21 protein-coding genes are annotated in these 19,636 nt (G+C 44.9%); 17 read left to right on the forward strand and 4 right to left on the reverse strand.

Going from position 1 to position 19,636, the window contains the following annotated elements:
* The first annotated feature begins 55 nt into the window (after positions 1-55).
* The 3 genes from AB1K91_RS04785 to AB1K91_RS04795 all read left to right on the forward strand — a co-directional run bounded on the left by AB1K91_RS04785 (position 56) and on the right by AB1K91_RS04795 (position 1,549).
* The gene (locus AB1K91_RS04785) at positions 56-583 is read left to right on the forward strand and encodes a mismatch-specific DNA-glycosylase (RefSeq protein WP_413088597.1); all 528 of its coding nucleotides are present in this window, start codon (positions 56-58) and stop codon (positions 581-583) included.
* On the forward strand, positions 580-1,335 hold the full coding sequence (locus AB1K91_RS04790; protein WP_413088598.1) for a (S)-benzoin forming benzil reductase: 756 nt from the start codon (positions 580-582) through the stop codon (positions 1,333-1,335). The genes AB1K91_RS04785 and AB1K91_RS04790 overlap by 4 nt, the downstream gene beginning before the upstream one ends.
* Positions 1,336-1,414: 79 nt before the next feature.
* The gene (locus tag AB1K91_RS04795; RefSeq protein ID WP_413088600.1) at positions 1,415-1,549 is read left to right on the forward strand and encodes a YjcZ family sporulation protein; all 135 of its coding nucleotides are present in this window, start codon (positions 1,415-1,417) and stop codon (positions 1,547-1,549) included.
* Positions 1,550-1,594: 45 nt separating this feature from the next.
* On the opposite strand, the gene AB1K91_RS04800 is transcribed toward AB1K91_RS04795, so the two are convergent.
* Both AB1K91_RS04800 and AB1K91_RS04805 read right to left on the reverse strand, forming a co-directional pair.
* Entirely contained in the window at positions 1,595-3,229 is a 1,635-nt protein-coding gene (locus tag AB1K91_RS04800) for a putative ABC transporter permease subunit (protein ID WP_413088602.1), read from the reverse strand.
* Positions 3,222-3,944, reverse strand: coding sequence for an ABC transporter ATP-binding protein (locus tag AB1K91_RS04805; RefSeq protein WP_413088604.1), 723 nt, complete (start codon positions 3,942-3,944; stop codon positions 3,222-3,224). The genes AB1K91_RS04800 and AB1K91_RS04805 overlap by 8 nt, the downstream gene beginning before the upstream one ends.
* 145 nt (positions 3,945-4,089) lie before the next feature.
* Between AB1K91_RS04805 and psiE the strand changes: the two genes are divergently transcribed.
* Together psiE and map are read left to right on the forward strand one after the other, a co-directional pair.
* Positions 4,090-4,512 carry a phosphate-starvation-inducible protein PsiE gene (psiE, locus tag AB1K91_RS04810; RefSeq protein ID WP_093726841.1) on the forward strand — a complete coding sequence of 141 codons (423 nt, stop codon included), beginning with the start codon at positions 4,090-4,092 and terminating at the stop codon, positions 4,510-4,512.
* Positions 4,513-4,609: 97 nt separating this feature from the next.
* On the forward strand, positions 4,610-5,365 hold the full coding sequence (gene map / locus AB1K91_RS04815; protein WP_413088606.1) for a type I methionyl aminopeptidase: 756 nt from the start codon (positions 4,610-4,612) through the stop codon (positions 5,363-5,365).
* Positions 5,366-5,403: 38 nt separating this feature from the next.
* Here the strand turns inward: map and AB1K91_RS04820 are convergent, their stop codons facing one another.
* The gene (locus AB1K91_RS04820; protein WP_413088608.1) at positions 5,404-6,264 is read right to left on the reverse strand and encodes a cation diffusion facilitator family transporter; all 861 of its coding nucleotides are present in this window, start codon (positions 6,262-6,264) and stop codon (positions 5,404-5,406) included.
* Between the two features lie 118 nt (positions 6,265-6,382).
* Here AB1K91_RS04820 and AB1K91_RS04825 point away from each other — a divergent pair, with 118 nt between their 5' ends.
* The 6 genes from AB1K91_RS04825 to AB1K91_RS04850 all read left to right on the forward strand — a co-directional run bounded on the left by AB1K91_RS04825 (position 6,383) and on the right by AB1K91_RS04850 (position 11,228).
* On the forward strand, positions 6,383-6,607 hold the full coding sequence (locus tag AB1K91_RS04825; RefSeq protein WP_413088610.1) for a hypothetical protein: 225 nt from the start codon (positions 6,383-6,385) through the stop codon (positions 6,605-6,607).
* Positions 6,608-6,696: 89 nt separating this feature from the next.
* A complete protein-coding gene (locus tag AB1K91_RS04830) occupies positions 6,697-7,956 on the forward strand; it encodes an MFS transporter (RefSeq protein ID WP_413088611.1) in 1,260 nt (419 codons plus the stop codon).
* Positions 7,957-8,038: 82 nt separating this feature from the next.
* Positions 8,039-8,278, forward strand: coding sequence for an IDEAL domain-containing protein (locus AB1K91_RS04835; RefSeq protein WP_413088613.1), 240 nt, complete (start codon positions 8,039-8,041; stop codon positions 8,276-8,278).
* A 122-nt stretch (positions 8,279-8,400) separates the two neighbouring features.
* Positions 8,401-9,240 (forward strand): M15 family metallopeptidase, encoded by an 840-nt coding sequence (locus AB1K91_RS04840; RefSeq protein WP_413088616.1) that lies wholly within the window; start codon positions 8,401-8,403, stop codon positions 9,238-9,240.
* Between the two features lie 314 nt (positions 9,241-9,554).
* Positions 9,555-10,940, forward strand: a complete 1,386-nt coding sequence (gene fumC / locus AB1K91_RS04845) for a class II fumarate hydratase (RefSeq protein ID WP_413088618.1) — start codon at positions 9,555-9,557, stop codon at positions 10,938-10,940.
* Positions 10,941-11,027: 87 nt separating this feature from the next.
* Entirely contained in the window at positions 11,028-11,228 is a 201-nt protein-coding gene (locus tag AB1K91_RS04850) for an alpha/beta-type small acid-soluble spore protein (RefSeq protein ID WP_413088620.1), read from the forward strand.
* Positions 11,229-11,276: 48 nt separating this feature from the next.
* On the opposite strand, the gene AB1K91_RS04855 is transcribed toward AB1K91_RS04850, so the two are convergent.
* A complete protein-coding gene (locus tag AB1K91_RS04855) occupies positions 11,277-12,158 on the reverse strand; it encodes a PucR family transcriptional regulator (protein WP_413088622.1) in 882 nt (293 codons plus the stop codon).
* 92 nt (positions 12,159-12,250) lie between these two features.
* On the opposite strand from AB1K91_RS04855, the gene AB1K91_RS04860 reads away from it, so the two are divergent.
* The 6 genes from AB1K91_RS04860 (at position 12,251) to yhaM (ending at position 19,607) form a co-directional block, all read left to right on the forward strand.
* The gene (locus AB1K91_RS04860) at positions 12,251-13,378 is read left to right on the forward strand and encodes a DUF445 domain-containing protein (RefSeq protein ID WP_413088624.1); all 1,128 of its coding nucleotides are present in this window, start codon (positions 12,251-12,253) and stop codon (positions 13,376-13,378) included.
* 72 nt (positions 13,379-13,450) lie between these two features.
* Entirely contained in the window at positions 13,451-13,804 is a 354-nt protein-coding gene (locus tag AB1K91_RS04865; protein ID WP_413088625.1) for a YlbF/YmcA family competence regulator, read from the forward strand.
* Between the two features lie 112 nt (positions 13,805-13,916).
* Positions 13,917-15,146, forward strand: coding sequence for a metallophosphoesterase family protein (locus tag AB1K91_RS04870; RefSeq protein WP_413088627.1), 1,230 nt, complete (start codon positions 13,917-13,919; stop codon positions 15,144-15,146).
* A gap of 2 nt (positions 15,147-15,148) precedes the next feature.
* Positions 15,149-17,956, forward strand: a complete 2,808-nt coding sequence (locus AB1K91_RS04875; protein ID WP_413088629.1) for an ATP-binding protein — start codon at positions 15,149-15,151, stop codon at positions 17,954-17,956.
* Positions 17,957-18,043: 87 nt separating this feature from the next.
* Positions 18,044-18,592, forward strand: coding sequence for a GbsR/MarR family transcriptional regulator (locus AB1K91_RS04880; protein ID WP_413088631.1), 549 nt, complete (start codon positions 18,044-18,046; stop codon positions 18,590-18,592).
* A gap of 67 nt (positions 18,593-18,659) precedes the next feature.
* Complete coding sequence (gene yhaM / locus AB1K91_RS04885; protein ID WP_413088633.1) at positions 18,660-19,607, forward strand: 3'-5' exoribonuclease YhaM; 948 nt, start codon at positions 18,660-18,662, stop codon at positions 19,605-19,607.
* Positions 19,608-19,636 lie beyond the last annotated feature (29 nt).

Here is a 19,636-nt window from a genome sequence, read left to right on the forward strand (position 1 = left end):
TTTTTGCGTCTTGGCAATGTGCAGGCTACAATGGAAGCAGAGTGGAGGTGCAGAAATGGATCTTGAACCGATACCGGATCATTTGGAAAAAGGACTGCGGCTTTTGTTCATTGGCTTCAATCCGAGTGTTCGTTCAGCCGAAACCGGTCATCACTACGCAAATCGGAATAATCGTTTTTGGAATATATTGTATCAGGCAGGTATTACAGAACGAAAATTTGAGCCATTTGAAGATCGGGATTTGTTGCAAATGGGCATAGGTTTCACTAATATCGTAGCCAGACCTACCAAGGCGGCGGCCGATATCACGAAGGAAGAATACATAGAAGGGGCACAGCTGCTCCGTGATAAACTGCAATATTTCCGCCCTGAAGTGGCTTGCTTTGTCGGCAAAGGTGTCTATCAGCAATACAGCAAGGTGAAACAAACAGGCTGGGGTGTGCAGGCATCTTCCGTAACGCAAGATGTAATAGAGTTTGTGGCGCCATCATCAAGTGGGCTTGTACGCATGCCCATGAAGGAAATCGTCGAAATCTATGCGAAAATACCAGCCATCTTAAAGGAATTGGAGGAGAAAAGATGAAAACAGCAGTAGTGACAGGAGCTTCTCGAGGTCTGGGGGAGGCAATCGCGAAACAATTGATGGATAAAGGCATGCAAGTGATCGGAGTGGCAAGGAGAAATAGTGATGATCTCCCTTCCTATGAAGGGATAGGAGATGCGAGTTATTCTTACCAATACGGTGACTTGCAAGATACCTCTGCCTGTGCGAAGGTTTTTGAGGAACTGGCAGCAAGTATTTTCCCAAAAGCCAATGATACTGTCTACTTGATCAATAACGCCGGAGTGGTCGGTCCGATTGCGACAGCAGCTGCTTATAGTTTGGAGGAATTGGAAGCGCATATGGCTATCAACTTGATGTCACCAATCCTCGCTTGTTCGATTTTCCTCAAATATGCCAAAAAATATGACGTACCACTCGTTATTGTGAATGTGACTTCAGGTGCTGCGGAACGTTCTGTGCATGGCTGGAGTGCTTACAGTACATCGAAAGCGGGAATCAATCGTTATACGGAAACGGTAGCACTCGAAGAAACAGAAGCTGGTTCCGGCAATATTGCCATTGCTTACAATCCCGGTATCATGGATACGGATATGCAAGCGGATATACGTTCCACTGAACCGGAGCAATTCCAGGATGTTCAGAAGTTCAGGGATTATGTGACGAATAAATCACTAAGGAATCCTATGTTTGTGGCAGGCGTACTGGCTGACATCCTTACTGGAGAAAAGATCGAAAATGGTAAAAGGTATGCCGTGAAAGATTATGTTTAAGCCTGAATAGGTATTTGCCCTTTCCTTTCTGGGTTCTGTACATACAATGCATTATCCTGTAGGAAAAGGGGGAAGTAAGATGTCTAAAGAAAATGAAGGAGGCTTCGGCTTCGCATTTTTGGTTGTATTGTTCATCCTTTTGATCATTGTCGGTTCATCCTATGTAGGTGGCTGCGATTATGGCTACGGCTATGGGCATGGCTACCACTATTAATTCATAAATGAAGAAGCTTTGCACATTCCTGTGCAAAGCTTCTTTTTATCTTGTCAGTGTTGTGCGGTCAGCTGACCTCAGTAATCTGCTGATGATGTACAGTAGCAGAGCGATAAGACCGCCCATGTACAAAACCGTGACGATTAGTGAAGCTAGTATCTGCATTTTAAGAGCGAATAAAAATGCAATCAAAAAGCTCATGGAGCCAGCGGATATGACAAAGGCGATAAGGCTGGCCAATCTGTTTTGGAATAGCTCTGTTTCTTCGGTCCAACCAAGCTTCGGATATAATAGATCGCTCAGCATACCGACAATAGTCACAGCTGCATTGACTAGTAACGCAAGGAATAACCAAAGCAATGCCTCTCCGACATTCAACTGCAGCACAGGAATCGCTATCAGGAATAACACGATGATAGGCAGCAGATTAATCAAGAATGCAGCCTGCAATTTGGCCAAAACGATTTGCCGCATGCTCAAGGGCAGGAACAGATGTGCTTCCCAGCTTTGACCATCTTTTGAGAAGCTGACGATACTGATCGGATTCAGGCCGATGGAAAAAATGTTTGTTGCTAGAATGACGACAAATAGCATACTGCCGTCTATATCCTTTACCAAATCTGCTGCAGTGCTGAAATCCCCCATGAAGAAAATGACAACCAATAGCGCGGGCATCACAAGTGCCCCGGCAACACATTGCAAGAAGAACGTCGGCGTCCGGAATATGGTCTGGATTTCTTTCGTGCGATACGCATGGATGATGGAACGCTGTTTTCGTGATAATCCTTTGCCACTGAATACTTTACCGGAGCCAGTGTTCAGTCCTAATGCACCTTTCAAGTAGAATTTTTGCGCAGCTGCATAAAAAAGCAGAATTGCTAAAAATGCTGACAATAATACGGCGACAAAGTTAAGCAGGCCTTGCCAAGAGTCTGACAAGGTCAGTAAGTTCGTCATTAGCGCAGCAGGTGGATAATATAATGTCGCTGCTTGCAGCAATCCGCCTTTTTCTGAACTCGATGCGATAAGCTGGGCTATTTTCTCTGGATCTTGCTGCATACGCAAGACAACATTCAGTAAGATAAGCAGCAAAAAGCCGATAATGCCGCCGATTACTTTACTTCTATCCTTATTCTTACCTTTGTTGATGAACTGCATCGCAAACGTGACGATTACAGCTGCCAGCGAATAAGGAATGAGCGGTATCAGCAAAAAAAGCAGCAGGGCATAAAGAAAGTACATGGCACCTGCACCTGAAAGCAAGCCATAGTAAATGCTGACCGGCAAATAGGAGGCAGCAGAAATCAAATATACATAAAGCAGTGGGTTCAATGATTTGGCTGCCAGCAGCTGATAGGATTGCAGCGGAAAATGAAGGAATGAAGTGATATCTTCCGTGAAATAAAATGTGTTCATGATCAGCGCAAATGAAAAGATAAGCACAACAAAAAAATGCATGAGGAATAAAGTTCCCAATATGATATCGGTATTCCCTGATGGTTCAAGCAACGTATACATCGCTTCGATGACCTGCAGCATGAATTCGCCAAACATCAGACCGAGAAAAAATAACCCAAATAACCCGGCTATCAGGCCAATTACCACGCTTGGTTTTTTGAATACGTTGGCATATTGCATTTTCAGCTGAATACGCATGAGGGCAATTATCGGTTTATGCATCTTGTGTCAACTCCAGGAAAATATGCTCCAAGCTTTCATCGGACTGGAATCTTTCCCGCATCTCTGGCAATGTTCCTTGGAATAGCAGCTCGCCTTTACGGATGATGGCCACCTCATCACAAAGCTGTTCCACAACCTCCAGTACATGAGACGAGAAAAAGACGGTATTGCCGTTCGCCGCATGTTGACGCATCAGCTCTTTCAACTGATAGGAGGATTTTGGATCCAATCCTGTCATCGGTTCATCCAGAATCCAGACAGAGGGCTGCTGGACGAGCATGCCGGTTATGAACAGCTTCTGCCGCATGCCGTGCGAGTATGTTTTGATTTGATCCCCCAATGCTTCATAGATACTGAACATTTTTGCGTATTGTTCGATTCTTTCTGTCCGTACATCTCGATCGATGCCATAGATATCACCAATAAAGTGGAGATAATCAAGGCCATTGAGACGCAGGAATAGATCAGGACTATCCGGGACATAGCCGAACTCTTGTTTTGCTGCAATGGTGTCTGACGCAATATCCTTACCATTTATGGTGATGGAGCCGGCATCAACCGGCAGGATACCGGTTACCATTTTGATCGTGGTTGATTTACCGGCGCCATTTGGTCCCAGGAATGCAAAGATCTTTCCGCTTGGGACTGTCAGGCTGACATCGTTCACAGCAATTTTATTTCCATATTGTTTATGTACATGGTCGATCTGTATCAATGCAATACCTCCTTGTATGTTACTTCCATTCTGGTCGTTATTTGCCAAATATTCAAGTGGATTGTGTATAAAAAAAGCCAATATCCCTCCCGCATATAACACGGGAACTTCCAATATATTTAAGACAAGCCTGGGAGGGATGAATATGCGTGATTTACAGAGAAAAACAGCGTTCATAGCTGTATTTCTCCAAACGGTACTTAATTTTACCTTGACCATCCTCGCGATGATACTTGTCGTATTCCTATTGAAAAAAACAGTATTCATCTTTGATGTACTGTTAATACAGAATGAAGAAGTCGGCTATTTTTATTTAGCTGAAGGAATCATCGTTTATTTCCTCTATTTTGAATTTATCAGTTTGATCATCAAGTACTTTACCCATAACTATCATTTTCCGCTTCGTTACTTTATCTATATCGGTATAACGGCTATTATTCGACTTATCATAATCGATCACGAACATCCGCATACCATTCTTCTGTATGCATTGGCAATTGTTTTGCTAGTGTTTGCGCTCTTGATAGCGAACCATTCCAATATGAAAGACGACGATCAATTGGATTGAATGAAATAATCAGCGTAACAATTTAACCGGATTGGCATAATATGATACACTCTATAATGGAAAAGACAGCTTTGCCGTTAGAAAGGAAGAGAAATGAATGATCAATCGCAAAAGTGCGCGTGAAATAGAAATGATGCGGGCTGCTGGTGAGCTGCTCGCCAATATCCATAAAGAAATCCGCGGTATGATCAAGCCGGGCATCACAACAATGGAAATCGACCAGTTTGTGGAGGAGTACTTAGCCAAGCATGGTGCAACAGCTGAGCAGAAGGGTTACAATGGTTATGCTTATGCAACATGTGCTTCTATCAATGATGAGATCTGCCACGGATTCCCAAGAAACGAACCCTTGAAAAACGGAGACATCGTCACAATCGATATGGTTGTGAATCTGAATGGCGGATTAGCTGATTCTGCCTGGACCTATGGAGTGGGTGAAATCAGTGAAGCAGCACAGCGTTTGCTTGATGTAACGAAAGAATCTTTGTACAAAGGGATAGAAAAAGCACAGCCGGGCGCCCGTATCGGTGATATCGGCCATGCAATCCAACAATTTGCAGAAGCAGAAGGTTATTCTGTTGTACGTGATTTCACTGGGCACGGAATCGGTCCAACCATCCATGAGGATCCGCATATTCCTCACTTCGGATTGCCGAATAAAGGCCCCCGTTTGAAAGAGGGCATGGTCATCACAATCGAACCGATGATCAATATCGGGGAATGGGGCAGTCAGATGGATGATAATAACTGGACTGCCCGCACGGTCGATGGTTCTTTGTCGGCTCAATATGAACATACTCTCGTGATTACGAAAGATGGCCCTGTCATCCTGACAAACCAAGATGAAGAATGAAGAGAAGCCTATACCATTTCATCGGTATAGGCATTTTTTTATGGCTCGATATGGATGAAAGTATGGAAGATATCGTGTTTTTTGATCAGCAGCTTTTCCAATCTTTCTGTGATGGCATGGCTTTCTTTCACATTGAGGGATGCATCGACCCGGATGATGACATCGACCAGGGATTGATTGCCATGGAGTCTGGCTTTGATTTCGACGACTTCGAGGACGTCCTTGTCCTGTAAGATACTATGACGAATTTTCAATAGTCTATCTGCATCATACCCATCTGTCAGGGAATAAGTGGCGTCATAGAAAATATCCCAAGCTGTTTTACATATCAATATCCCCACAATGAATCCTGCCAGCGGATCCAGCCAATAATAGCCGAACTGGGCACCGGAAATGCCGACGAAAGCGCCTAAACTGACCATTCCGTCAGAACGATTATCCTGAGCAGCGGCCATTAGTGCGGGACTTTTAATGCGATTGGCGAGGCCTATATTGTAACGGTATACCGCCATCATGACTAAAAAGGCCCCCAAGGCAGTCCAGCCTGTCAGCATATCAGGCTGAACGTAATCTGGCTCCATCAACCGCTCAAATGTATCGAGTAAAACATGAAGTCCGACGGAAATCATGATGAAAGCAGCAACAAGTGATGCGACGGTCTCCGCCCGGAAATGTCCGTATTTATGTTCCAGGTCGGGCGGTTTGCGCGATATACGCAGTCCCACCAGTACCGCGACAGAAGCTACGACATCGGTTGTATTATTAAGCCCGTCCGCAAGCAGTGCATCAGAATCCCCGATGTAGGCGACAAGCAGTTTGATAAAGGATAACAGCAAATAAGCTGTGATACTGAGCAAAGCCCCTTTCTCACCAGCTCGCAAATTATCATACTGGCTCATATGTAAAATTTCCTCCGATCTCATTCTGAAGCAGGAACGGTTACTGCATGTCCAGAATGGGTACAAGATAGTACATTATATTCTTCTGCTTGATCAATATACGAAGGGGTTGAAAAAAATGAGCCAGGAAAAGATCATCATTGAAGGCAGTTGTGAGGGAATGCGTTTTTACAAGGAGCTGGATTTCGTGATCAGCCCAGAGGCCGAGACGCCGGAGCAAGCGATCATCCGATTCTACGGAAGCGAAGCAGAGAATTTCGAGATGCTGGCCAGGGAACAAGGCTGGCGGAATTGTTATTGGACTTATGCAGATGTTTCAGACCTGCTGCCGCAGGCAAACTGATCCCAGATTTAGCTGGGATTTTTTATCTGGATAAAAACCTCGTGCCTTGCAGAAAATGAAAGTAGTTTGCGAAAGGCAGGAGACGACGTATGGGTGAGACAAATAAATCAGCAGGTAAATCACCAAAGGATATGCGCTGGGCAATCGTATCGCTGGCATCCATCCCGTTGATCATGACACTGGGGAATTCAATGCTGCTGCCAGTGCTCCCGTTGATGGAGGAGGAACTGGACATAACCAAACTCCAGTCAAGTTTTATCATTACATTCTATTCCATTGTAGCCATCCTATTCATTCCTGTTGCCGGCTTTTTGTCTGATCGCTTCGGACGAAAAGCAGTTATTCTGCCCTCACTGGTCATTGCCGGAGCAGGTGGACTCATAGCAGGAATCTTCTCCACCGGAAGTGAAAGCCCGTACCTTTGGATTTTGATAGGGAGAATCCTTCAAGGGATAGGCGTAGCTGGAGCAGCGCCAGTGGTCCTTCCGCTTGTCGGGGATATGTTCGAAAAAGAAGAGGATGTCAGCGCTACACTCGGTATTGTCGAAACGGCCAATACTTTCGGGAAAGTATTGAGTCCGGTGCTTGGGGCGCTGCTGGCCGGTTTCCTATGGTATTTACCGTTTTATGCAATCCCGGTTTTTTGTGCCATTTCCTTTTTGCTGATTCTCTTCCTTATCAAAAAGCCAAAAGAAGATAAGAAAGGCAATGACTTCAAAATGTTTATGAAGAATGCAAAGGCGACCTTCCATGAACATGGCGGGTGGCTGACAGCAACTTTCCTCATCGGTGCCATTCTTATGTTCCTTCTCTTTGGCATCCTTTTTTATTTGAGCACTGTACTGGAAGAGAAGTACGGTATGCAAGGCATACTGAAAGGGGCGGTTTTGGCCATACCATTGGCAGCTTTATGCTTGGCTTCCTATTTGACCGGAAAATGGATCAAGAGCAACGGTAAACTGATGAAATGGATCACATTCACAGGTGTGGTCTGTACAGGTGTCGTAACGATTGCGCTCTATTTTTCGAAAGGAATCGTTTTTATGATGGCGGTATTCCTTGTCGCGGGTGTGGGAATTGGAGCGGGACTGCCTTGTCTGGATTCTTTGGTTACGAGCAATATGGAAAAGGATGTTCGGGGCACGGTTACCTCCTTGCTTAGTGCCATGCGTTATGTAGGTGTGGCAGCTGGTCCGCCGGTGGTTGCTATTTTGCTTAAGGTAGATCTTATCTGGTTGATTGTGACATTTGCCGGTGCAGCTCTTATTGCAGCTTTACTGACATTAAAATTCATCAAGCCGCCCGATCCAGAGGAGCAAAAACATCACCCGGTTCCGCATTTACATTAATTTAACCAACAAATCAGAAAATTGTTGCAAAGTTAATGTTAATCCAGCATAATGGAAAAAAGGAACCAGGGGGAATCGTTCCATGAAAAAGCATAAAGTTGTCTATCGTCTGCAAAGAACGAAGAGGAAGCGTCCTTATGTTACAGCAAAACGGGAGATTTCGTTTGAAGTGAAGCTTGCCACAAGACTTATGCTGGATGAATTTTACTTTACCTGGAACAAGAAAAGACTGGAAGCCCAAATCAATGCGAGCATCGATAATAAAGATGAAGAACGATTCAGGGAATTAAGTGCAGCTTATCGCCCTTATGTTCTGGAATGATATAATAAAATTACATGATCTGCGTTGTCATCGGACAAGGCAGGTCTTTTTACGTGCGATAAAATTTGATAGCTATGCTATAATAGCTTAAAAACTAGATGTACGAAGAGGAGATTTTAGAAATGAAGCGTGTGATGCTGTTTGCTATGCTTAGCGCCGTATTAGTTGCAGCGGGATGTCAAAGCGAGCAAACTAGCCAGAAGCAAGATACGAATGAAAACAAGACGGCCGAGAAGCAGACGGAAAATCAACAGGCAGAGCAGGATCAAGAAAAAGACGGGGCTGAAGCGGAACAGTCTGCTGACGCAAAGCCTGACCAGCATCAGGTAGAAGCGGATGATGTAGTAGGAACCATTGAAAACCCTGTGACTGTCGATAATCCAGATAGTATCGAAGTTGTCGTGAATAAAACAAGAAAGTTCCCTGATGGCTGGGAACCGAAGGACTTGGTAGAGCCGGATGTACCGTTTTATTTTGATGAGCATCTGGAAAAACGGAAAATGCGCAAAGAAGCAGCCGAGGCACTGGAAGAGCTGTTTGCAGCATCCCAGAAAGATGGCATGGAGCTGGTAGCAGCGAGCGGTTACCGTTCGGAAGCAAGGCAAAAAGAGATATATGAGAATAATGTGGCAACACAAGGGCAGGAAGAAACGGATAAAGTATCTTCCAGACCTGGGCGGAGTGAGCACCAGACCGGACTTGCCATCGATTTGACTTCTGCGGAGATGGCACTTGCCCTGGAGGAAACATTCATCGACACGGATGAAGGAAAATGGCTTGCTGAGCATGCACATGAATATGGATTCATTATCCGCTATCCGGAAGGAAAGTCCGACATTACCGGTTATAGTTATGAACCATGGCATATCCGCTATGTCGGAAAGGACCTAGCAAAACAAATATACGAAGAAGGAACGACATTGGAGGAGCATTTCCAAATGAAGTCCGATCTTAAGAGCTGAAAAAGAGCCACTGTCCAAATGGGCGGTGGCTCCAATTTATGTGATGGGAGGTCACATACAAAATTAGCGGCATAATCGGTATGCCAAAGACTTACTTGTCCAAATGTGCTTACAATTGCTGCACAAAATATTGATTAATGATTTACTCACTTTGATTCTAACATATTGTAAACAGGAAAGGTAGCCGAAAATATCAAATTTTTTCAAAAATGAAAACATAACCAACCTTCCGAAGATGAGAGCCGCAAAAAAGCTGATAATTTGTTACAATATAGGTGCCTTATCAAATGAAGAACGAGGAGAGGGGAAGTAAAATGGAATTTCGTGTGGAAAAAGATACAATCGGAGAAATCCAAGTACCTGCAAATAAGTTTTGGGGAGCACAAACGCAGCGCAGCAAAGAGAATTTTCCGATAGGTACAGAAAGAATGCCGAAGGAAATTGTATACGCTTTCGCCTTGCTGAAAAAAAGTGCTGCAAAGGCAAATCATGATTTGGGTTTGCTTGAGAAAGATAAAAGTGACGCGATCGGCTATGCTGCCGACCGGATTGCAAGCGGAGAGCTGGATGGACATTTTCCGCTAGTTGTCTGGCAGACAGGCAGCGGTACGCAATCCAATATGAATGTGAACGAAGTCATTGCTTTTGTCGGAAACAAGTGGCTGGAGGAACAAGGAAAAGAAGCACGCCTGCATCCGAATGATGACGTCAATAAATCACAAAGCTCCAATGACACTTACCCCACAGCCCTACATATAGCTGCTGTGACACAGCTTGAAGATATAGTTCTGCCTGCTTTGAATAAGCTTAAAATTACTTTGAAAGATAAATCAGACGCCTATCAAGATATCGTAAAAATCGGCCGTACCCATTTACAAGATGCAACTCCGCTTACACTCGGACAGGAAATCAGCGGCTGGCACCGCATGCTGGAAAAATCAGAACAAATGATCAAGACAAGCCTTCCATATGTACAGGAATTGGCAATCGGCGGAACAGCGGTTGGAACAGGTCTGAATGCACATCCTGAATTTTCTGAAAAAGTTTGCCGGGAATTATCACTTGCAACGGGCAAAGAGTTCCGTTCAGCTGCAAATAAATTCCACGCCCTGACAAGTCATGATGAAATCGTGTTTGCACATGGAGCATTGAAAGGGCTGGCTGCCGATATGATGAAAATCGCCAATGATGTGCGCTGGCTTGCGAGTGGACCACGCTGTGGCATTGGGGAAATCGAGATCCCTGCTAACGAACCTGGAAGCTCCATCATGCCTGGGAAAGTGAATCCAACTCAGAGCGAAGCAGTTACCATGGTAGCTGTGCAGGTAATGGGTAATGATGCTGCGATCGGATTTGCAGCCAGCCAAGGGAATTTTGAGCTGAATGTGTTCAAACCGGTTATTGCCTATAACTTCATTCAATCTGCCCAGCTTCTGGCGGATAGTATGATTTCCTTTAATGATCGCTGTGCAGTCGGTCTCGAACCGAATCGAGAAAAGATTGCAAAAAACCTTCAGGATTCGTTGATGTTAGTGACCGCTTTGAATCCGCATATCGGGTATGAAAATGCGGCGAAGATTGCCAAGAAAGCATTCGCGGAGAATACAACCTTGAAAGAAGCCGCAGTTGGAAGCGGATTGCTGACAGAAGATCAGTTTGATTCCTATATCAAGCCGGAGGAAATGACTTATCCGAAGTGACTGCCATGATTGACCAGGAGTTCCAATAAGTAAGCCTGATAAAAAACATCTTCCTGCCCAAACTAAAGGCATAGGAGGTGAACAAACATGGCGAACAACAACTCTAACCAATTGGTGGTACCAGGCGTACAACAAGCAATCGACCAAATGAAATTCGAAATCGCACAAGAGTTCGGTGTAACTCTAGGCGGTAGCGAAACTTCTCGTGCTAACGGTTCTGTTGGCGGAGAGATCACAAAACGTCTTGTAGCTTCTGCTCAGTCTCAGCTTAACGGCGGTCAATTCTAATTTCATATCGATGGCTAAAGAGGCACCCAATCGAGGTGCCTCTTTCTTTTATGAAAGGCCATGGATCGCCAAGTATAGGGCAAAGGCATCTTGGAATTTCCGAATGTCCAGCCCTGTTTTTTCTGTCAGCTTATCCAAACGGTAATTCAAGCTATTGCGATGTATGTACAATTTCTTAGCGGTTAGGGTCAGGTTCTGGTTGCAAGCGAAATACATACGGACAGTCCGCAACAATTCGTTATCCTCATCCAATCCTTGTAAAATATGCTGTGCGATATTCTGCCGATCATTTTTTGACAGCAGCGAATGCATTAATTGAGGAACAGTATCCTTAAAATAAAGTACATGGCTGGCAGCATGGGGAGGAATCTGCTGGTATGCTGTAAGCAGCCATTCATATTGCTTTGCTGCATCTTCCACCGAAGGCAGCCAAGGACTGATGAATAGGCGAATGGAAGCTGATAAATCATACATAAGCATATCGACGACTTCTTCATAATGAATAGGTTCTTTCTGACGGCTTTCGATAATCAGGCCTGTATGTTTTGTGAGCCAGATATATGCAAGCGGACTTTCGGTCAGGTTATTCATCGCTTCCCTAAAGGATTCGGCTTTCGCTTGCCCTTCTATGCCAAAGAAAATGAAGCGGCATCCGTCCGCATAAAGCGGATTTTGAATCAATCCATCTATCTTGGCTTCTCCATGGAGCAGCTGATACCAAGCTGTATCGGTGCTATTTCCATTCGGTAGGCTTACTGGTGAGGCGATATGACGGAGCAAAGCGAGCTCGCGTTCGTTCAGCTCATCCGCAGGCAAACCAATAATTTCCCCATCCTCCATGCGGAACCAGTGGTACCCATCAGTATCAACGCCGTCAAAACTGTTTGTCTTAATGATACTAGAAAATAAATTCTCCAGTTCTTCAAGCATGTACATTTCTCCCATCCGAAAACGCTGTTTCTTTGTGATTGGTGTTATTTGTATTATACTAAAACCGAAGTAAACAGAAAGGTCGATAAAACATGAATAATGGAGATATCTGGTTGATTTTATCCATGGCGCTTGTGGGAGCAGTAATAGGCGGAATCACAAATTACTTGGCGATAAAAATGCTGTTCAAGCCTCACCGCGCCATTTATATAGGAAAATGGCGGCTTCCCTTTACGCCAGGACTGATTCCCAAACGCAGAAATGATTTGGCTCGTTCGCTAGGGAAAACAGTAGTGGATCATTTGCTTACACCCAAAGGGATGCAGGCGAGGTTGATTGATGAAAGCTTCCGGATGAAGGTGAATGCCTGGGCAAAGCGGGAAGTTTTTCGATTCATCCGATCCGATCGTACACTCCGGCAGCTGCTGTCTGGTTTGAATGTAACTATCGATGCAGATGTTCTCCATACAAAGGCAGCCGCCCTATTGAGCCGGCAGATGGAGAAACAGGCTGATAAAGAACTTGGGAGCTTATTGCCGCTTGAATTGAAGGAAAAGACAGATGATGCGGCTGAACGGGCAGCTACTCATATTCAGCAAATGCTGCTTGCTTATGTGGACAGCTATGATGGCCGACGGAAGATACAGGAATTGGTTCACAGCTTCCTGCAAGGCAGGGGGTTTCTCGGAAGCATGCTATCCTCCTTTTTGGACCCTGACAGCGCTGTTGACAAAATCCAGCCAGTGATCATGGAATCTGTCGGTGCTGAAGGCACTCATCGCTGGCTGCATCAGCTACTCGCCGATGAATTGGATAAACTGATGAGAAAGAAAGTAGGCGAAGTGACCGGAACAATCGGTCAGGATATTGTGGATGACGCAATCCGACAGGTGGTAAGGAAATCGATACCATTTGATGAACTGCTCGATACGCCGATTCACGTGTATATGGAAAATATAGAGGATAAAGTAGTAGAAGAAAAACTGACATTATTGGTACAGCGGACCCTCCGGCGTCTTGCTGATCAGGTGCCTGTCATTATGGAGCAATTGGAGCTGGCCAAGATGGTCGAAAAAGAAGTGGCCGGTTTTCCGCTCGAACGAGTCGAAGAGCTGGTACTGGCTATTTCCAATAAGGAATTTAAGCTGATTACGTATCTCGGTTTCCTGCTGGGCGGAATCATTGGTGTTTTCCAAGGAATCATTGCGCTCTTTATCTGATGGCTCGAACTATACAGCGCCCTGTGGGTTTGTTATAGTGGAACTTGAGTAAAAATGAGGAGGTACGTACCCATGGCTAATATGTACGATCATGCGTATGACTTAGAAAAAGCAATTCGCGAAAGTGAAGAATTCAAGGGCTTGAAAGCCGCTTACGATACGGTAATGAACGACTCATCTTCCAAGCAGATGTTCGAAAACTTCCGTAATATCCAGTTGGAATTGCAGCAAAAACAAATGCAAGGACAGGAAATTACTGAAGAAGAAGTACAAAAAGCACAAAGCGTAGTGCAAGTTGTGCAGCAGAATGAACAGATTGCAAAACTAATGGAGCAGGAACAGCGTTTGAACATTGCGATCAACGATATCAGCCGCATCATCACAAAACCTTTGGAAGAGCTTTACGGACAATCTGATATGCAGTAAGCACCAACCTCTTTGCTAATTGGCAAAGAGGTTTTTTTTCGTTTCAAACCGAACGTGCATTCGCAAGTCCGGCGTGCTACTATAGAAAGAAAAGCATACGAAAGGAAAATATATGCAGACAAAAATAACATTCATCCATGCTGCCGACCTGCATTTGGATAGTCAAATGGATGGGTTGACTGTTGCACATCCCAATATGAAAAGTCGTCTGCAGGAAAGCACATTCCTATCTTTGAAAAAGCTTGTACAATGCGCAATCGATGAAAACGTTGATTTCATCCTGCTGGCAGGGGATATTTTCGATTCCAACAGACAATCCTTAAAAGCACTCGTTGCTTTGCGTGAAGCTTGCAGGGAGCTGCAAAAGCATGGGATAGAAGTGTATATACAATATGGAAACCATGACTTTATTGGACAACAGCCAATCATGAGCTATCCGGAAAATGTTCATATTTTCACATCTGAAAAAGTGGAAACATTCTTATATAAAAAGAATGGAGAGCCAGCAGCCGCCATTCACGGGTTCAGTTACACGACCAGGCATATCAAATCCAAAAAGGCGCTGGAATATCAAGCGATAGGGACAGGTATATACGAGATTGGCATGCTCCATGGCAGTTTGGCCACAGGCGGTGCAGCGGATATTTACGCACCTTTCAGTGTAGATGAGCTAAAGCGCACTGGCTTTGATTATTGGGCATTGGGGCATATTCACAAGCGGGAGATATTATCTGAGCAGCCGCCGATTGTCTACCCGGGTAATATTCAAGGCAGACATCGTAAAGAGACGGGGGAAAAGGGCTGTTACTTGGTGGAATTAAAGGGGCAATCCTGTACCATGACTTTTGTATCTTTACAGGATTTACGATTTGAAGAAGTGGTATTTGCCATCGAAGAAGGGTCAGCCCTATATGAAGTGGAAAAGACATTAATGGATCTTTGCCAAAAATGGGAAAAAGCGTTCGGGGCGGCAGTTCTGCACGTGACTTTCCAAGGATTAGCGCATCAGTTGATTGGGTGGGAGCAGGAGGATAGGTTGGAAGAGATGCTTGATATCGTAAATGAACAGCAGCACAGCCTTGGCGGCCAGCTTGTATTAGCAAGCTATTCTGTCCAAGCATCCCTCGAAGTGGATCAGGAACAACTCCTTGAGCGCAGCGACTTTACAGCTGCTTTGCTTACTACTGCCTATCAGCCGGATGAAATGAGAAAAAGTTTGGATGAGCTCATGAGAAATCGTCAGTTCCGTAAAATCAAACAGTCCTATTCGGATGGCGAATTGCAGGAGATGTTGGAAGAAGCGAAACAGTTGCTGCTCCAAACTTTATTGGAGGTGGAATGAACATGCATATCATGGAAGGACATATATATGATTTTGGTAAGCTGCATGACTATACCTTCGATTTCCGAAGCGAATCGCTTATTCTCATCCAAGGAGAAAATGAAGCTGGTAAATCGACTCTGAAAGCATTTATCATTTATATATTATTCGGTATGCGCACACGTGAATTGGAGTCCTTTATACCGAGGACTGGCGGTACACCGGGTGGAAGGCTCACACTTTTGTTTGCTGATGGAGAGGTCATCGTGGAGCGGATCCAGGATCGGCATAATGGACAGGCTGTATGTTATGCGGGAATGGACCAAAAGGATCAGCGATGGCTGGATGAGCGGCTGGGGGGCATGGATCTTTCGGTATTTCGTCAAGTATTCTTGCTGGATACGGAAATGCTTGTATCCTTGCAAATGACAGATAAAGAGCAACTTGGTCAAGTTTTGCTGAATGCAGGGCAGACAGGTGCAGCATCTATCCAAAAGTTAAAAAGGCAGCTGCAGCAGGATTTGCAGCAACTGTTTCGTCCACAGGGAAGAAAGCCGAAAATAAACAGCATGCTGCATAAGCTGAGTGAACAAGAGCGTCTTGTACAAGAGCTGCAGCAAAAAGAGGCAGCTTATCTTCCAGATAAAGAGAAATTACGGGAGATACTTGAAAAGACAGCTGACTTGCAAACAAAGAAGGCGCAGCTCCGCAGCAAGATCAGCGTCCAAAAACAGATACTGCAAGCCATTCCTTGGCAAAAGAAAGCAGCTTTTGCACAGGAACAACTGCAGCAGATGGAATCTACAGCAGTCTTCCCTGGCGAGGGGCTTGAACGGATGCAGGAAATCCAGCATCAGTTGCAGCCATTGGAGGCGCAGTATCATGTTCACACAAAGGAAATTGCTTTAATCCACGAAGAGCTGGAATCGACAGAAAAGCAGCTGATGAAAGAAGATGTGTACAAGGAGCTGTATGAACTAACTGTCAGAACCGACTGGGCAGGCAGTAAGAAACGAATTCAGCAATTGAAGGAGGAATCCGTAAAACTGCGGAATCAAACAGCCGGCATTCGTTTAAGCTATCCTTATCCAGAAGATTTCTTTTTCGACGCATATATGTCGGAAGCTGCTGAAGAATGGCGTCCAATGCAGGAGGAAATGATGATACTGCAAGCGGATAGCGAACGGACACATCAAGCAATTGCTTCAAAAACACAGGAGATAGAAAAGATCGATCATCTTCAGGAGCGGATCCAGCAGAGTTTGCTGTCAGAAAAAGAGTACCGGGAACTTCATACCCTGCAAGATAAAAAGCATACAGCTAACGATTTTCGAATGGGAATTATATCTCCCATCAGCCTTTTGCTTGTTATTGCATTGTTTTTGGGTGGTATTGGTATTGTAATGCTAAATTGGATCTTGGTTGGCAGCGGAGTTTTTCTGTTAGGTGGAGCGGCATTGTTTTGGATCCTCGACTTTAAATCCTCGGGACCCTCGTCTTACGCGGTGGAGAAGTTGACAGAACAGCAGGATTTAAGAGCACGCTGGCGGCAATTAGAGGAGCAGCGAAACCCATTGGAAGTACAACTTGTGGAAATGCAGCAGGAACAGGCAAGGCAGCTGAAGCAAAGAGAGAATTTACAGCGGATAGCAAATATGTGGGTGGAACGATTTCCTTACTTGCAAGATATTCCGCTCGCCGATTGGCTGAAAGCAACTCAGGAATGGAAGACAAGAGAGCAGATGGAACGTATGCTTGAAAGGACGGTACAAGAGCTGGAAGAACAGCAGCATCATGATGAAAGCGCCATTCATCAGCTCCAGGGAATCGTAGAGCTGCCTCGTGATTCCTCCCAAATGGAAACGATTGGACGGGCGGAATACGTACTTGCGACACAGCAAAAGCTAAGACATGTATTGGAGCAGCTGTCAGTTCGACAACGAGATATCGAGCATCACCTATCTGAACTTGACAAGCAGATAAAACCTTTACAGCAACAGAAAGCACAATTGCTTTCATTTGCAGGGGCCCAGAATGACAATCAGTTTCTGCAGTTAGCTGAGCTGGACCGGAAAAAGAAGCAGCTTGTTGAAGACTTGGAGCATTATCGAATGCAGATAAAAGCTATTATGCCTGATGGGCGATCTTCGGGAGAAGAAATCGAATTCGAGCAGGAAATCGTGGAACAGCGGATTGCTAACTTTGAAATGGAGCACGAGACGGTGGAAGAAGAGCTGGATAAGTATCGGCAGCAAGCTGCAACATTGCAGGTCAAGCAGGCTGACCGCGAATCGGATACCGAGGCTTCGATGGCTTACCATGAAATGCAGCGCCAAAAGCAAGTGCTGACAGCTACTGGACGAAAGTGGGCTGTCCGCAAGCTGGCTTATGACATGCTGCTCCAAACGAAGCGAACTTTCCAGGAAGAGAACTTCCCTAAAGTATTGAATGAAGCGAGCAGACTTTTCTGTGAAGTGGCAGATACGTACAGTGCTCTTTCATTGTCTGATGAGGGAAAGCTGGTCGTAAAAGACAGTTATAGCAGGGAGATCGAGGTCGGGCAACTTTCCAGAGGAACGATCGAACAGCTTTATCTTTGTCTTCGGCTTGCCCTGTCACGGCATCTTGGTGTCCGGGAGAGCTTCCCATTATTGATTGATGATGCATTCAGTCATACGGATCATATCAGAAGGGGGCGTTTTTTGCCTATACTTCAAGCCGCTGCAAATGATCAGCAAATCATTTTGTTTACGTGGGAAGAACCGTCGCTTGAATGGTCCCGGGACTTCAAGATGCTCAAGCTCGGTAAAACGCAGAAAACTAGTTCCTGATAGCGCTTTAGCATTCGCAAAAAGGTGACAATAATGGTAAACTGATTAAGATAAAAATTGGATTATTGTAAGCTGGAGGGTCGGGCAGTGCCGAGTAATGAAGAAAATTGGGCTAAATACGAGGAAACGATCGAAAAGTTCATACAGGTCATTGCCAAGAATATGAATTTATATGGGATCACCTCATCCGTCGGCCGACTATATGGTGCATTATATTTTGCGGATCGACCAATGACGCTGGATGATATGAGAGATGCTTTGGAAATGAGTAAAACGAGCATGTCCACAGGTGTCAGGGCGTTAGCGGAAATGAAAATGGTGGAGCCGGCATATAAAAAAGGTATGCGGAAGGATCTATATAAATCGGAGGAAGACTGGTACAAATCTTTTACGTCACTCTTCGGGAATAAATGGGAGAAAAGCACCCAATCGAATTTAGAAGAAGCGGAGGAGACGATTGAAGAACTGAAGCAACTAAGGGATACAGTAGATGATCCCGCATTGGTCGGGAAGATTGATAAAGATATTGACCGCCTATTATACGCGCGTGATTATTATACATGGCTGCTGCAGTTCATCAATGTGGTCGAATCAGGAGAGATATTCAAATACGTTCCAAAGCCGCCAAAAAGATAATGGGCGTTGGAGCATGATGCCCTTGCTAGCATAGTAAGGGCTGTATTTATGAGGGAGGAGAAAAGCATTGAAAAAAGGAATCGGATATTTCCAAGTGGGGGATAAATTTGATGGCTTTCTGCTGATCAAGCAAGCAGATAAAGCGATTGCTAGTAATGGAAAAGCTTTTTTGACTTTGATTCTTGGTGATGATACCGGGGATATCGAAGCGAAGTTTTGGGATGCATCACCTGCGGATGAACAGCGATACCAAGCAGATCAAGTGATCAAAGTCCAAGGAGAGGTAAACGCATTCCGTGGTCGTCTGCAGCTTAAAATTCAAGCTATCCGGCTGACGGAACCAACTGATGGAGTGCATGCGCATGATTTTGTCAAGCGGGCACCGCTGTCCAAGGAGCAGCTGTTGGAAGAACTGACATCATTCATATTTGAGATGGAGAATCCGAATCTGCAGCGGATAACGCGGTATTTTTTGTCCAATCATCAAGAACAGCTGCTAGCTTACCCTGCGGCAGTACGCAATCATCATGAGTTCGTCTCCGGTCTTGCTTTTCATGTCGTCTCGATGCTGAGGATAGCCCGGGAACTGAAGAATCTTTACCCGGAGATCAATAAGGATTTGCTATATGCAGGTATCATCCTTCATGATATCGGTAAATTACGGGAACTGTCCGGGGCTACCAATCCTACCTATACGGTGGAAGGGAAACTGCTCGGTCATATATCCATCATGTCAGATGAAATTGCCCAGGCTGCAAGGGAGCTGCAAATTGAAGCTGAGGAAGTGATGATTCTGCAGCATATGATACTAAGTCACCATGGCAAAGGGGAATGGGGCAGTCCGAAGCCACCACTTGTTCGTGAAGCAGAGCTTTTGCATATGATCGATTTGATCGATGCAAAAATGAATACACTGCAGCGTGTCATGGATAAGGTAGCGCCGGGAGATTTTTCTGAACGTGTCTTTTCCTTGGAAAATCGCAGTTTCTATAAACCTGCATTCGAGCGGGAGTGAATGTTAAATAGAGAGAAAACAATAGAATA

Source organism: Terribacillus jepli, from assembly GCF_047228925.1.
Lineage (GTDB): Bacteria > Bacillota > Bacilli > Bacillales > Amphibacillaceae > Terribacillus.